This is a genomic window from Rhodococcus sp. ACS1 (genome assembly GCF_002300155.1).
GTDB lineage: Bacteria > Actinomycetota > Actinomycetes > Mycobacteriales > Mycobacteriaceae > Rhodococcus_F > Rhodococcus_F koreensis.
In genome coordinates this window covers 477793-492743 of the sequence record NZ_NSDZ01000004.1, presented here as the reverse complement: position 1 = coordinate 492743, position 14951 = coordinate 477793, and the positions used below count along the sequence as shown (strand labels likewise).

Annotated in this window: 12 protein-coding genes; 6 read left to right on the top strand and 6 right to left on the bottom strand. The window is 68.5% G+C overall.

The genetic code is table 11. From position 1 onward, the window contains the following. Nucleotides 1–24 precede the first annotated feature (24 nt). The 3 genes from gcvH to CJ179_RS14555 are packed head-to-tail and all read left to right on the top strand — an operon-like array spanning nucleotide 25 to nucleotide 3079. Complete coding sequence (gene gcvH / locus CJ179_RS14565) at nucleotides 25–429, top strand: glycine cleavage system protein GcvH (protein ID WP_072936907.1); 405 nt, start codon at nucleotides 25–27, stop codon at nucleotides 427–429. Beyond that, the gene (gene glyA / locus CJ179_RS14560) at nucleotides 426–1694 is read left to right on the top strand and encodes a serine hydroxymethyltransferase (RefSeq protein ID WP_072936906.1); all 1269 of its coding nucleotides are present in this window, start codon (nucleotides 426–428) and stop codon (nucleotides 1692–1694) included. Before gcvH ends, glyA begins: the two co-directional genes overlap by 4 nt. A 2-nt stretch (nucleotides 1695–1696) precedes the next feature. Further along, nucleotides 1697–3079, top strand: coding sequence for an L-serine ammonia-lyase (locus tag CJ179_RS14555; protein ID WP_095862039.1), 1383 nt, complete (start codon nucleotides 1697–1699; stop codon nucleotides 3077–3079). A gap of 40 nt (nucleotides 3080–3119) precedes the next feature. On the opposite strand, the gene CJ179_RS14550 is transcribed toward CJ179_RS14555, so the two are convergent. The 3 genes from CJ179_RS14550 to CJ179_RS14540 all read right to left on the bottom strand — a co-directional run bounded on the left by CJ179_RS14550 (nucleotide 3120) and on the right by CJ179_RS14540 (nucleotide 7342). Beyond that, a complete protein-coding gene (locus tag CJ179_RS14550; protein ID WP_072936904.1) occupies nucleotides 3120–4628 on the bottom strand; it encodes a carboxyl transferase domain-containing protein in 1509 nt (502 codons plus the stop codon). Further along, a complete protein-coding gene (locus CJ179_RS14545; RefSeq protein ID WP_095862038.1) occupies nucleotides 4628–5824 on the bottom strand; it encodes a CaiB/BaiF CoA-transferase family protein in 1197 nt (398 codons plus the stop codon). The genes CJ179_RS14550 and CJ179_RS14545 overlap by 1 nt, the downstream gene beginning before the upstream one ends. A 153-nt stretch (nucleotides 5825–5977) precedes the next feature. Next, nucleotides 5978–7342 carry an SLC13 family permease gene (locus tag CJ179_RS14540; protein ID WP_095862037.1) on the bottom strand — a complete coding sequence of 455 codons (1365 nt, stop codon included), beginning with the start codon at nucleotides 7340–7342 and terminating at the stop codon, nucleotides 5978–5980. Between the two features lie 193 nt (nucleotides 7343–7535). Here CJ179_RS14540 and CJ179_RS14535 point away from each other — a divergent pair, with 193 nt between their 5' ends. The 3 genes from CJ179_RS14535 (at nucleotide 7536) to CJ179_RS14525 (ending at nucleotide 10823) form a co-directional block, all read left to right on the top strand. After that, entirely contained in the window at nucleotides 7536–8231 is a 696-nt protein-coding gene (locus tag CJ179_RS14535; RefSeq protein ID WP_095862036.1) for a FadR/GntR family transcriptional regulator, read from the top strand. 156 nt (nucleotides 8232–8387) lie between these two features. Then, the gene (locus CJ179_RS14530) at nucleotides 8388–8816 is read left to right on the top strand and encodes a RidA family protein (protein WP_072936900.1); all 429 of its coding nucleotides are present in this window, start codon (nucleotides 8388–8390) and stop codon (nucleotides 8814–8816) included. A 36-nt stretch (nucleotides 8817–8852) separates the two neighbouring features. Continuing rightward, a complete protein-coding gene (locus CJ179_RS14525; RefSeq protein ID WP_095862035.1) occupies nucleotides 8853–10823 on the top strand; it encodes an FAD-dependent oxidoreductase in 1971 nt (656 codons plus the stop codon). A 10-nt stretch (nucleotides 10824–10833) separates the two neighbouring features. On the opposite strand, the gene CJ179_RS14520 is transcribed toward CJ179_RS14525, so the two are convergent. From CJ179_RS14520 to CJ179_RS14510, 3 genes are all read right to left on the bottom strand, one after another. Continuing rightward, nucleotides 10834–12324, bottom strand: a complete 1491-nt coding sequence (locus CJ179_RS14520) for a PucR family transcriptional regulator (RefSeq protein ID WP_095862034.1) — start codon at nucleotides 12322–12324, stop codon at nucleotides 10834–10836. Nucleotides 12325–12339: 15 nt separating this feature from the next. After that, nucleotides 12340–13830, bottom strand: coding sequence for a PucR family transcriptional regulator ligand-binding domain-containing protein (locus CJ179_RS14515; protein ID WP_095862033.1), 1491 nt, complete (start codon nucleotides 13828–13830; stop codon nucleotides 12340–12342). A gap of 64 nt (nucleotides 13831–13894) precedes the next feature. Continuing rightward, nucleotides 13895–14860 (bottom strand): quinone oxidoreductase, encoded by a 966-nt coding sequence (locus CJ179_RS14510; protein ID WP_095862032.1) that lies wholly within the window; start codon nucleotides 14858–14860, stop codon nucleotides 13895–13897. Between the last annotated feature and the right edge of the window lie 91 nt (nucleotides 14861–14951).

Here is a 14951-nt window from a genome sequence, read left to right as displayed (position 1 = left end):
CTTCGGCCCCGAAAAGGTACCGCCATGTCTTCAGCAGCCTTCCCCGACGACCGCAGCTACACCGACGACCACGAATGGGTCCTGATCGCGCCGGGCGCCGATCTCCCCGACGAGCCCGTCCGCGTCGGCATCACGTCCGTCGCCGTCAACTCGCTCGGCGAACTCGTCTTCGTCGATCTGCCCGAGGTCGGGACGACCATCGTCGCCGGCGAATCGTGCGGTGAGGTGGAGTCCACCAAGACCGTCTCCGAGCTGTACCCGCCGGTGAGCGGCCGGGTGACCCTGATCAACACTGCCGCCGTCGACGACCCCGGCCTGGTCACCTCCGACCCGTACGGGGAGGGCTGGCTGTTCGCCGTCCAGCCGTCCGCGGCCGGAGAGCTCCTCACCGCCGCCGAGTACGCCGAGAAGAACGGAGCGAACGCATGAGCGTCCTGAACCGTGACCTCGCGGACTTCGACCCGGACGTCGCCGCGCTGATCGGCAAGGAACTCGATCGTCAGCGCACCGGCCTGGAGATGATCGCGTCGGAGAACCACGCGCCGCTCGCGGTCATGCAGGCGCAGGGTTCGGTGCTGACCAACAAGTACGCGGAGGGCTACCCGGGGCGCCGCTACTACGGCGGCTGCGAGCACGTCGACTCCATCGAGCAGCTCGCCATCGACCGCGTCAAGGCCCTGTTCGCCGCGGAATACGCCAACGTGCAACCGCATTCCGGCGCCACCGCGAACGCGTCGGTGATGCACGCGCTGATCAAACCGGGCGACACCATCCTCGGACTGTCCCTCGCCGACGGCGGCCACCTCACGCACGGCATGCGGCTCAACTTCTCCGGCAAGCTCTACAACGTGGCCGCCTACGGGGTGTCCGAGCAGGACTACCTCATCGACATGGACGAGGTCGCGAAGGCCGCGCGCGAACACCGGCCGCAACTGATCATCGCCGGCTGGTCGGCCTACCCGCGCCAGTTGGACTTCGCCCGGTTCCGGGAGATCGCGGACGAGGTCGGCGCCTACCTGATGGTCGACATGGCCCACTTCGCCGGCCTGGTGGCCACCGGTTTCCACCCGTCCCCGGTGCCGCACGCGCACGTGGTGACGTCGACGACGCACAAGACGCTCGGCGGGCCCCGCGGCGGGATCATCCTGACGGGCGACGCGGCCATCGCGAAGAAGATCAACTCGGCGGTCTTCCCCGGCCAGCAGGGCGGGCCGCTCGAGCACGTGATCGCCGGTAAGGCAACGGCATTCAAGATGGCCGCCGAACCCGAGTTCGCGGAACGTCAGGAACGCTGCCTCGATGGGGCGAAGGTCCTCGCCGAGCGGCTCAGCCGCCCCGACGTCAAGGAAGCCGGCATCAGCGTCCTCACCGGCGGCACGGACGTGCACCTCGTCCTCGTCGACCTCCGGGACGCCGACATCGACGGGCAGCAGGCCGAGGACCGCCTCGACGCGATCGGAATCACGGTCAACCGCAACGCCGTTCCGTTCGACCCGCGGCCGCCGATGGTGACGTCCGGTCTGCGCATCGGCACACCGGCACTCGCGGCGCGCGGTTTCGGCCGGGCCGACTTCGTGGCGGTCGCCGATCTGATCGCGCAGGCCCTCGTCGCCGCCGAAGGTGCCGACACGTCGGCACTCGCGGCCCAGGTCCGAGCGCTCGCCGACAAATACCCCCTCTACCCGGAGCTGTAGGGATGACCATCAGCGTCTTCGACCTCTTTTCCGTCGGCATCGGCCCCTCCAGTTCACACACGGTCGGGCCGATGCGGGCGGCGGGGACGTTCGTCGACGACCTCGGCGCGCTCGGCGTTCTCGGGGACGTCGCCGGTGTCCGTGTCGACCTGTACGGCTCGCTCGCAGCGACCGGCGCGGGCCACGGCACCATGTCGGCGATCCTCCTCGGCCTCGAGGGGTATCGGCCGGAGACCATCGCCACCGAGGAGCTGGAGACGCGGCTCGACGAGGTGCGGGCGAGCCGGCGGATCCGCCTCGGCGGGACGGTCGACATCCCGCTCGCCGAGGACGAGATGGTGCTGCATCCGTTGACGGTGCTGGATTTTCACCCCAACGGGATGACCCTCACCGCCACCGGGGTGGACGGTCGCGAACTACATGCGCGGACGTACTTCTCGATCGGCGGCGGCTTCGTCGTCACCGGCGCCGAACCGGCGATGTCCGTCGGCGCCGGCGCGAACGCGCTGTCGTTCGGGTCGGCTCGCGAATTGCTCGAACTCAGCGAGCACTACGGACTCGGGATCAGCGAGGTAATGCTCGAGCACGAACGGGCCCTCCGGCCCGAGTCGGAGGTCCGGGCGCGACTGCTGCACATCCGGGACGTGATGGTCGAGTGTCAGCAACGCGGAATCAGCCGGGACGGGTACCTACCCGGCAATCTGCAGGTGCGCCGACGCGCCCGTGGCTGGTACGAGCGGCTCAATGCGGAAGACCCGTACCGTGATCCCGCGTTCGCCGAGGACTGGGTGAATCTGGTGGCCCTCGCCGTCAACGAGGAGAACGCGTCCGGTGGGCGGATCGTGACCGCCCCCACCAACGGCGCGGCCGGCATCATCCCGGCGGTGCTGCATTTCGCACTGCACTACACCCCGGCGGGCAAGGCGGATCCGGACGGCACGTCGGTGCGATTTCTGTTGGCGGCAGGCGCAATCGGATCCCTGTACAAGGAGCGGGCCTCGATCTCCGGGGCGGAGGTGGGCTGCCAGGGCGAGGTCGGCTCCGCAGCGTCGATGGCCGCCGCCGGTCTCGCCGAGATCCTCGGCGGCACCCCCGCGCAGGTGGAGAACTCGGCGGAGATCGCGATGGAACACAGTCTCGGTCTGACGTGCGATCCCATCGGAGGTCTGGTGCAGATTCCGTGCATCGAGCGCAACGCCATCTCGGCGGGCAAGGCGATCAACGCCGCCCGGATGGCACTGCGCGGCGACGGCACCCACCGCGTCAGCCTCGACCAGGTGATCGAGACGATGCGGGCCACCGGCGCCGACATGAGCTCGAAGTACAAGGAGACGTCTACCGGTGGTCTGGCCGTCAACGTGTCGGTGAACCTCGTCGAATGCTGACACGGTGCCGGGGATCCGATCGGGATCCCCGGCACCGCGGTCATGCAGGTGCGGGCTGCAACAGACCGATCCGGTCGAATCGCGCCGCACGTTCGGAGAGTCGCTCGGTGGTGTCCGCCGCATCGAGGAGCGCCAGCTCGCGGTGGAGCACCGCACCCACCCGGGTGCAGAAGGCCGTGGATTCCTCGGCTGCATCGGGGAATTCGGGGATCACCTCGTCGACGATGCCGCTCGCGAGGAGATCGGACGACCGGATGCCCTGCCGGGCGGCCATGTCCGGCGCGTGCGCGATGTCGTGGTGCAGGATCGCGCTCGCACCCTCGGGCGGCAGCGGCGAGAGCCAGCCGTGCTGGGCCGCGAGCACCCGATCGGCCGGAATCAACGCGAGCGCGCCGCCGCCGGTGCCCTGCCCGAGCAGCAGGGAGATCGTGGGAACGTCGAGTGAGACCATGTCGGCGATGCAGCGCGCGATTTCGCCGGCGAGCCCGCCCTCCTCGGCCTCCTTCGACAATGCCGCTCCCGCGGTGTCGATGACCGTCACCAGCGGCAGGTTCAGTTCCGCCGCCAGCCGCATTCCCCTGCGCGCTTCCCGCAGGGCGGCCGGGCCGAGCGGCGACCGCGTGGTCTGCCCGCGACGGTCCTGCCCGAGCAGGACGCAGGGCATGTCACCGAACCGGACGAGGGCGAGGATCAGACCCGGATCGATCTCTCCCTGACCGGTTCCGTTGAGCGGGAGAACATCCGAGGCCGAATGGAACATCACGTCGCGCACCCCGGGCCGGTCCTCGCGTCGCGACGCGAGCACCGACTCCCACGCGGGAACGTCCGGCAGACTCTCGTGCACGGCGGGGTCGGCGGGAGCCGGCCGGCCACCGCGGCTGGAGGTGATGATGCGCAGCGCGCGGTCGACGATCTCGGCGAGCTGGTCCGGCGGCCGCACCGCGTCGATGAGTCCGTGCGCGTGCAGGTTCTCGGCGGTCTGGACACCGGTGGGGAACGGCGCGTCGTACAGCGCCTCGTACACGCGCGGCCCCAGGAATCCGACGAGCGCTCCCGGTTCCGCGATGGTGACGTGGCCCAGCGATCCCCAGGACGCGAACACCCCGCCGGTCGTGGGGCTCCGGAGGTAGACGAGATACGGCAGGTGCGCCTCCTTGTGCTTGATCACCGCCGCCGTGATCTTCACCATCTGCAGGAACGCGGTCGTCCCCTCCTGCATGCGGGTCCCACCCGATGTGGGCAGGGCGAGCAGCGGAAGCCGCTCGTGGGTGGCACGGCGGATCGCGGCGACCAGACGCTCCCCCGCCGCCACGCCGATGGAGCCGCCGAGAAAACCGAACTCACAGACGAGGATTGCGGTTCGGCGGCCGCGGATGGTGGCGACTCCGGTGAGCACCGCCTCGTCGAGGCCGGTCTTCTCCTGCGCGCGGAGAAGCTCGTCCGCGTACTCGGAGTCCGCCGCGACCTGGATCGGTGGGGTGTCCCACGACTCCCAGGTGCCGGCGTCGACCACCAGATCGAGCAGTTCGGGAGCGGTCAAGCGCGCCATCAGCTGCATTCCTTCAGCCACGACATCACGGTGTCGTTGTCCGCGCCGAGGACCGGCGGTGCGGTGTGCCGGGTTTCGGTGACCTCGGTGCCGTCCGGTTCGAAGAACCGCAGGGGCGGGCCGGGCAGCGTGATGTTGCCGAGTGTGCGGTGGTCGACGTCGACGAGCAGCCCCTGCGACTTGGTCTGCTCCCATTCGTAGACCTCGGAGATGGTCCGGACGCGTCCCGCGGGCACCCCGATCCGGTCGAGTTCGATCAGGAGTTCGTCGCTCGTGTACGCGCCGAACGCGTCCTCGACCAGTTCGAGGACCTGCTTGTGGTTCTCGACGCGTTCGGGATTGGTGGCCATGCCGGGGGCGTCGGGGTCGAGGTGGAAGCCCGCGCAGAACCGCTTCCACAGCCCTTCGCTGCCGACCGAGATCTGCACGGCGCCGTCGGCGGTGCGGAACAGACCGTACGGGGAGATCGAGGGATGGTGGTTGCCCTGCGCCTCGCCGACCTCGCCAGCGACGGTCCACTTCGTTCCCTGGAAGGCGTGCACGCCGACGACGCTGGCCAGCAACGACGTTCGCACGACGCGGCCCCGTCCGGTGCGCTCGCGTTCCTGCAGGGCGGCGACGACGCCGAACGCCCCGTACATGCCGGCGAGCAGGTCCGCGATGGGCACGCCCACGCGCTGGACCTCGTCGGGATTGGGTCCGGTCAGCGACATCAGTCCGGCCTCGCCCTGCGCGATCTGGTCGTAGCCTGCGCGTCCGCCTTCGGGTCCGTCGTGACCGAAACCGCTGATGGACAGGACGACCAGGCGCGGGTTCAGTTCGGCGAGACGCTCGGTGGTGAACCCGAGCCGGTCGAGGACCCCGGTGCGGAAGTTCTCCATGAGGACGTCGGCGCGCCGGACGAGGGACTCGAGGGTGTCGCGTCCGTCTTCAGCCTTGAGGTCCAGGGTGATCGACTTCTTGTTCCGGTTCGTGGACAGGAAGTACGTCGATTCCCGCTCTGCGTCGGCGGGTTCGACGAACGGCGGCCCCCACCCGCGGGTGTCGTCGCCGCCGTGCGGGGTTTCGACCTTGATGACGTCCGCGCCGAGGTCGCCGAGCATCATCGCCGCGTGGGGACCCGCCAGTGCGCGCGTCAGATCGACGACGACCACTCCTTGCAGCGGACCCGTGCGCTCCATCGTTTTCGTGGACATGTGAAACCACCGTTACTTCCTGGCGAGAGCCGCGATAGCTGGACTGTTGGTGCAGTGACCTAGTGGACTAGCCAATTAAATGAAACATCTGATCCGACCGATGTCAAGAGCCGAGTTTTCGAGGTGGTGGGCCGGACGCCTACCCGCCGGCGGTCAGAGCCAGCCGGGCACCACGAGAATCGCCCAGGCCGCGAGCGGCCCGATGGCGACGACGAGCGCGCTGTACTTCAGGATCTGCTTGTAGAACCGGTCGCGGTCGACGTTCTGCGCGTTCGCGAGGACCAGCGCGCCGTTGGTCGAGAACGGGCTGACGTCGACGATGGTCGAGGAGATGGCGAGGGCCACGATGACACCGACCGCACCCACCTCACCGGCGAGGAGGAACGGAACCGCGAGCGGGATCGTCGCGCCCAGGATCGCCGTGGACGAGGCGAAGGCGGAGACGATGGCCCCTATGTAGCAGAGGAGCAGGGCGACGAGGAGGGGCATGCCCAGGCTCGCGACCGCGTTGCCGACATACTCGACGGTGCCCGCCTCCTGCAGGACGCCCACGAAGGTGAGGACGCCGCCGATGAGCAGCACCGTCGACCAGCTGATCTGCGCGATCGCACCCTTCTGCGCCTTCGGCGAGGCGAGCGCCAGGACGACGGCCACCGTCATCGAGATGAATCCCACGTCGAGATCGAGGATCAGCGAGAACACGGCGAGCGCGGCGAGACCCACCAGAGTGAGGGCCTGATCGAACGTGACGCCGGGGCGCGCAGGTGAGCCCGCGAGGGTCTGCGCCGGACGCACCTTGGTGGCGGTGGCCCCGCCCGACCCCGCGTCGCCGCCGGTCGTCGGCGCTCCACCGCCCGAGCCGCCGGCACCGGTTCCCGCCGTGTCCTCGACACCGTCGTCGTGCACGCTGCGCCCGATCAGGTCCCGCCCACCGAGGAACACGAACAGCAGTACCCCGATCGCGGCGTTGAACAGGAGACTTCCGAGGAAGAGGGTGAGCGGACTGTTGGTCAGTCCTGCCTTGGACGCGATGTCGTTGACCGTGACGCCGTAGATGCTGATCGGCGAGAATCCGCCGGCCTGGGCCCCGTGCACGACCATCATGCCCATCAGGAGGGCGTTGATCTTGTACCGCGCGGCGAAGCCGAGAGCGATCGGCGCGACGATCGCCACGGCGGCGGGGCCGAGCGCACCGATCGCGGTGAGGACGGCCGTGATGCCGAACATCACCCAGGGGATCAGGGCGACACGACCGCGGACCAGTCGGACCGCCCCGCGGACCATCAGGTCGACGGTTCCGTTGTTCTGGGCGATCGCGAAGAGGTAGGTGATGCCGACCAGCGTGAGGAACAGGCTGCTGGGGAATCCGGCGATGATGTCGTCGCTGCTCATGTGCAGCGACAGGGTGCCGACGAAGAAGGCGGCAACGAAGCCGAGGGCGCCCATGTTCACGGGCAGCACGGTCGCCGCCAGGAACATGACGGCAAGCGCGAGGATGGGGATCAACTCGGTCGACATGAAAGTCTCCGGTTCTGTGGCAGTGGCAACTGGTACCGGCCGACGCTCCGAGAATTGACTCAGTGGCAAATTGGCCTAGCCACTTCATCGAAGCAGTGTTGTGAGTCACTGTCAACAGCAACTGTGCGTGCGGTTACCTGCCTCCGGGAGATACCGTGGAGTAGTTTCAGTGGAATGGAGAGTGGGTGGCCCAGTGGCTGAGCAACTGCGTCCGGTAGCGCGACCGCGGCTGTACGAGGTGATCGTCGAGCAACTCTGCGCCCACATCGCCGAACACGAGATGACGCCGGGCGACCGCCTCCCCGCCGAGCGCGAACTCGCAGCTCAGCTGGGGGTGTCCCGCGCGTCCCTGAGCCAGGCCCTCGTCGCCCTCGAGGTGCAGGGCGTGGTGTCGGTGCGGCACGGCGACGGCGCCGTCCTCGTCCGACAACCCATCGAGGAACGCGCGGTCAAGGCCCTGCGGGAACACGCCGATCGCCTGCCAGAGGTGATCGAGGCCCGCGAGGCACTCGAGGTCAAACTTGCCGGGCTCGCCGCCGAGCGCCGGACCGATGCGGAGATGGCGGCGATCGATTCCGCCCTCGCGACGATGGAGTCCGAGATCGCCGCGGGCGATCGCGGCGTCGTCGGCGACGAGCAGTTCCACGAGGCCATCACCGTCGCAGCGCACTCGTCACTGCTGGCCAAGCTGATGCACGAGATCTCCGGGCTGATCCGGGAGACCCGGATCGAATCCCTCTCCCAGGCCGAACGCCCGCGGGCCTCGCTCGAAGGGCACCGTCGCATTGCGACGGCGATTCGAGACCGGGACTCCACGGGCGCATCCCGTGCGATGGCCGATCACATTCGGATGGTGTCCGACGTCGCGCTGCTACGCGAGGGCGGGTAGGGCACACACAGGACGCGGAAACACGTACGCCTGACTAAAGCGGTGATACGGGTTTGTCCAACAGTACGGTTACGCCCTGGTGAGCCGTGCCATAGCGTTCCCTCTCGTCAGCCACCGCGGTCCCGTACTCCCGGGACGTCTACCGAGAGGATCACCATGACGACCACCGAGAACATCGTCGAAACCCGCCCCGCCCCCTTCACCTGGGCGCAGTCCGCGCAGTACAGCCAGGGCGCCAAGGCCGGGGACCTGGTGTTCACGTCCGGTCAGGCCGGCTACGACGACGCGGGCAACCTCGTCGACGGCGGCTTCGAAGCCCAGGCCCGCCAGGTGTTCCGCAACATCGAGAAGATCCTGACCCAGCACGGCGCGTCGATGTCGTCGGTGGTCAAGCTGACCGCCTACCTGGGCGACCGCGACGACTTCGACACGTTCAAGAAGGTTCGCGCCGAGTTCTTCTCCGCCCCGTATCCCGCCGTGACCGCGGTGCAGAACTCGTTCCTCGTCGAGGGCATGCTCTTCGAAGCGGACGCCGTCGCCGTGGCCGGTGCCCAGCGAGTCCTCGCCGACACCGACGCCAGCTAGCCACCCTTCCACCACCAGTACAGAACTGGGATTTCCATGTCTGAGACCCTCTTTCCGACGCTGTTCTCCCCCCTGCAGGTCGGCGACGTCACCCTCAAGAACCGCATCTTCTCCTCCGGGCACGACACCGTGATGGTGCACGACGGCGCGGTCACCGACCAGCTCGTCGAATACCACCGCGCCCGGGCGGCCGGTGGCGCCGGACTGATCGTCATGCAGGTTGCCGGGATCCACGAGACCGCGCGGTACACGTACCACGTCCTCATGGCCACCGACGACAGCTGCATCGACGGCTACCGGCGCGTCGCCGACGCCGTCCACGAGCACGGGTGCGCGCTGTTCGGTCAGGTGTTCCACCCAGGCCGGGAGATCATGGAATCCCAGGACGGTGCGCTCCCGGTCGCGTACGCCCCGTCGGCCGTGCCGAACGAACGATTCCGGGTCATGCCGCGGCCGATGTCCCGGGCGATGATCGCCGAGGTCGTCGCCGGATACGCGGCCGGGGCGCGCCGGCTCCGGCAGGCCGGACTCGACGGTGTCGAGATCGTGGCCAGCCACGGCTACCTGCCCGCCCAGTTCCTCAACCCCGAACTGAACCTGCGCACCGACCAGTACGGTGGCGACCTCGACAATCGGATGCGGTTTCTGCGCGAGATCATCGGCGCCGTCCGCGAGGCGGTCGGATCGGGATTCGCGGTCGGCGTCCGCGTGTCCGGCATCGAGCACTCCTCGGTGGAGGACGAACCCACCGACATCGTCGAGGTCTGCCGACGGCTCGACGCGGACGGGCTGCTGGACTTCCTGAACGTCACCGAGGGCACGTCCGCGAGCCGGTCCGGGTCCATGCACATCGTCCCACCGATGAGCGAGGAGGCCGCCTACACCGCGCCTGCCGCGGCGAAGATCAAGGCGGCGGTGTCGATTCCGGTGCTCGTCGCCGGTCGGATCAACCAACCGCAGGAAGCCGAGATCGTCGTCGCCAAGGGGCAGGCCGACGCCTGTGCGATGACCCGTGCCCTGATCTGCGACCCGGACATGCCGGCCAAGGCCCTCGCCGAGCGGCCGGACGACATCCGGGCCTGCATCGGCTGCAACCAGGCGTGCATCGGCCACTTCCAATCCGGCTACCCGATCTCCTGCATCCAGCGCCCGGAGACCGGACGCGAACGCGAGTTCGGCACGCTGGTGCTCACCCCGAAACCGACGGACGTCATGGTCGTCGGCGGCGGACCCGCCGGGATGAAGGCCGCCGTGGTCGCCGCCCAGCGCGGGCACCGGGTCACCCTCTACGAGGCGAGTGGCCGGGTCGGTGGGCAGGTACTGCTCGCCGAGCGGCTGCCCGGCCGGTCCGAGTTCGGCGGCGCCGCCACCAATTTGCAGTCCGAACTCGACCGCTACGGGGTGATCGTGAAGACCCGCGTCGAGGTCGATGCGGCGATGATCACCGCGGAACGACCCGACCACGTCATCATCGCGACCGGCGCTACCCCGTACCGGCCGCACCTCGAACTGGACGGCGACATGCCGGTGCTCGAGGCGTGGGACGTGATCGGCGCGAACGGCGGCAACACCCCCAAGGGTGAGATCGTCGTAGCCGACTGGCGCGGAGACTGGACCGGACTCGGGGTCGCGGAAATGCTTGCCCGCGAAGGGCGCAAGGTGACCCTGTGCGTCAACGGTTACGCGGCCGGCGAGAGCCTGCAGCAGTTCACCCGGGTGTCGATGCTGCGCGCGGCCACCGAAGCGAAGGTGCGCATCGTCCCCCACGCCCGCCTGTTCGGGGCGGACGACGACACCGTCTACCTGGTCAACACGCTGACCGGCGAACCGATCATCCTCGACGGCGTCGACGGACTCGTCCTCGCCCTCGGCCACCAGCAGAACGACGCCCTGCTCGCCGACGTCGAATCCACCGGCATCCCGTTCACCGGAGTCGGTGACTGCCTCGCCCCACGCACCGTCGAAGAGGCCGTCCTCGACGGGTTGCGCGCGGCCACCGCCGTCTGACACGCACTGTTCAGTCGGTCAGCGCACTCGCGTGGGCGCGGGCGCGGAGCGCCAGCCACAGCATCGCGATGTCCGAGGACGCCTTGAGATTGCGACCTGTCACGGACTCGATCTTCCGGAGACGGAAGGCAAGAGACTGCCGGTGAATTCCGAGTTGCTCGGCCGTCACCGTCCAGCTTCGGTTGTGTGTGAGGAAGGTTTCGAGCGTCTCGACGAGGTGCGACTCGTGCCCCCGGTCGTACAGGAGGAGATCTCCGAGGATCGCGTCGGTGGCGTGCCGGGCGTCGGTCAGGGTGCGCGGCACGAACAGTGGTGCGTCGGTGGAGTATCGGGTGACGGGTACGCCGGTCGATCGGGCGGTGTCCAGCGCCCATCCCGCCTGACGAGCGCTGTCGGAGATCTGCCCGATCGTGGTCGCCGGGGGTGACACTCCCATCGCCCGGGTTCTGCCGCTCAGCACGTCGATGGTTTCCGGGCTCCGGCCGGTGGGAATCAGCATGTACGCGTGTTCGTCGAGTGTGCCGGTCACGTGGGGAACGCCCCGGTCGCCGGTTATCGTCCGCGCTGCCGGCAGGAAGTCGGTTCCGAAGCTCAGCACCGTCCATTCGGGTTCGGCGAGGTCGAACTGTTCGAGCAGTGGTGTCACCGCCTCGGCGGCGTCGGTTCCGGCGAGAATTCTCCGCAGCAGGCCCTCACCGGCCTCGTCGGCGTGCTCCCGCTCCCTGGTGACCTTTTCGACTTCGACGCCGATCAGGGTTCGCACATGCAGCAGGGCGAAGGCATCGACGTCCGTGGCCGGGCTTCCCTCCATCACCAGCATGCATTTCCGGTGGGTGGGAAGGGCATGGGCGGTCATCACATAGTCGGCACCGTCCATCAGCGTGAGGTGGGCGGGAAGACGATCGAGGGTCCCGGCGACCCGCGCGGCCAACGCGCGGATGGTCTTGTCGGACAGTGCATTGTCGGTGGGGAGAACTTCGGTGCCGTACTCGACGTCGACGACGTGCAACGTGTAGCGAAGCTCGCGGGACAGCCGGACAAGGAGACTCGTCTCCGCCAGTGACGTCGAGCGTGCGTGTTCGTAGAGTCGGCTCAGCCGTGCGACCCTGCTGACCTGAACACTCTGACTGGCCAGGGCCACCGTCCGTCCGATGGCCGCGAACGGGGTGGTGTGGCTGCACCGAAGGATGGGGAAACCCAGTCGGTCGGCAACAGCGAGCATCGCGGCCGTGAGCGGTGGCGCTGTCGCGTCGTCACCGATGATGACGCCCGCCAATCCCTTTTCGTGGAGGCGCTCGACGAACGTGCACTGTGCCGGCTCGTCCGGCGGCACGCACAACCCGGCGGTCATCAGCAGCTCGTCCGCTCCCAGCCAGTCCCAGGGGTCGAGTTCCGAGGTGTGTGCCCACACGATCCGGCGATCGAGTCCCGCCACACCGGCGACGGCAGCGCACCCGAGCTGATCCATGGCGATGAGGTCGCCGACGGTGAGTCTCGACATCGTCTTCCTCTCGTCTCAGTCCCGGACGCTACTGATCCGGCGGGTGATCAGCGCCATCCAGAAGTCGGCGATGTCTGCGGAGCTCTTCATGCTTCGGCCGGTGAGGCCCTCGATCTTGCGTAGTCGGTATCCGAGCGTCTGGCGGTGAATGACAAGCTTTTCCGCGGTTGCCGACCAGTTCCGATCCATGGACAGGAATACGTCGAGCGTCTCGACGAGATCACTGTGATTGGCCGCGTCGTAGTCGATGACCTTCCCCAGCACGGCCCGCGTCGCGAAGTGCGCCTCGGTCAAGGTTCGGGGCAGGAACAGGGGGGCCGCGGTCGAATACTCGGCAAGACCGCCGCCCGCCGCCCGCGCGGCCTGGAGAGCCCACCGGGCTTGACGAACGCTGTCCGGGACCCGTCGAGTCGTCGCGTTACGGGCCGACATTCCCATCGCATCGATGTGGCGGTCGAGGAGATCCGCCGTCAGGTCGGCGTCGGCGCTTGGGACCATCAGGTACCCCTCGTCCCCTACCGGGCACGACAGGTACGGGACTCCGCGGTCCCCGATGAGCGTGCGGGCCGTCTGGAGGTGAGATGCGTCGAATCCGATGACGCACCAGTGGGTATCGGCCAACTCCAGTTGTCCGAGGCGAGGTGTGGCAGCTTCCGCGCTGATCGATCCGGTGATCATCTGCTCGAGCAGCTCCGCCCGCACCACATCGGTGCGTTCACGTTCCCGGGTCACCCGCTCCACTTCCACGCCGACCAGGCTCTGCGCATGCAACAACACGAACGCGTCGACTTCGATGTCGGCGTGCTCGGCCGCGACGAGCATGCACCTGCGGTGGGTGGCGAGGGGGAACGCTGTCGCCACCGTCCCGGCGCCGGCGTCGATCGACACCCTCGACGGAAGACCGTCGAGCCGGCCGCCGACGCTGCGGCGGAGTTCGTCGACGAGATCGTCGCCGAGCGGACGGGCGTCGCGCAGCACCTCGCTGCCGAGTTCGACGTCCACGACGTGGAGTCGGTGTCCGAGTTCCGCCGACACTCGATCGAGCAGCGACGTCTCGTCCTCCGGTGCCGCCTGCGTGGCGTCGTAGAGCCGGCTCAAGCGGGCGATTCGACTGACCTGGACGCTCTGGGCCGCGATGGCGACGGTACGGCCGATCGCGACGAAAGGTATTGCATGACCGACCGAGACGACGGGGAAGCACTGCTCGTCCGCCTCGGCCAGCATGTCCTGCGTCAGCGGGGGCGCGAGCAGGTCGTCGCCGATCGCGAGACCGGCCAAACCCGCCTCGCTGAGACGTCGCACGAACTCTCGCTGTGCGTCCGCCGCTGCCGGCAGGCTCATACCGGTGGTCATCAGCAGGTCGTCCTTACCCAGCCAGTTCCACGGGTCGGGCAGTTCGCACACCTGCGCCCACACCACGATCCGGCCGGTACCGGCAGCGCCGGCCACCACGCTGCACGCGAGTTGCCGCATGGCCACCAAGTCGCCGACTGTCAGGTTCGACACGAATCACTCCGTCGATGCGGGTATGAACATCGCCAGCAGAATTGTACGTCCGTATGGCTCGGGGTCAGGGGACGAGGACGACGGCACCGGTGGTCTTCCTGGCCTCGAGGTCTCGGTGCGCGTCGGCGGCGTGTTCGAGGGGGTAGTGCGCGCCGACGCGAACGTGCAACGAGCCGTCCGCGACGGCCGCGAAGACCTCGCCTGCCCGCCAGGTGAGTTCCTCACGGGTGCGGATGTAGTGCGCGAGCGTGGGACGGGTGAGGACCAGGGACCCTGCGGGATTGAGCCGTTGCGGGTCGAACGGCGGTACCAGGCCGCTCGAGGCGCCGAAGAGGGCAAGGGTGCCACGGACGCGGACGGACGCGAGGCTCGCCTCGAACGTGGCCGCGCCGACCCCGTCGTAGGCGACGGCGACGCCCTCCCCCTCGGTGAGTTCGCGGACGCGGGTGGCGATGTCGTCGTCGTAACGGAGCACCTCGGCGGCGCCGGCCTCGCGCGACAGCTTCTCCTTCACATCCGACGAGACAGTGGTGATCACCCGCGCGCCCAGCTTCGTGGCCAGTTGGGTCAGCAGCAATCCGACACCGCCGGCCCCGGCGTGGACGAGCACGGTGTCGCCGGACTGCACCGGGTAGGTCGAGTACGCCAGGTAGTGGGCCGTCATGCCCTGTGCCAGTGCAGAAGCAGCCTGCGGGGCGGGCACGCCGTCCGGTACCGCGATCGCGACTGCGGCGGGCACCACCACCCGTTCGGCGTAGTTGCCGGTTGCCCCGCACCACGCGACTCGGTCACCGGGCGCGAAGCCGCGCACCCCGGCACCGACCGACTCGACGACACCCGAGCCCTCGTCGCCGGGAACGTACGGCAGCGGATGCGGGTACATCCCGGTCCGGAAATAGGTGTCGATGAAGTTCACGCCGATCGCCTCGGTCCGGACGAGCAGATCGTCCGGACCGGGCTGAGGATCGGGGACCTCGGCGAGTTCGAGAACGTCGGGACCACCGAGACGAGAGACCTGAATGGCACGCATGGACTATGTTCTACACGCCCATCCACTATTTGAACATGCCGACCATAAAGTGAATGCGTCGTGAAGTGGCGGGGATGCGAGCATCGACAAG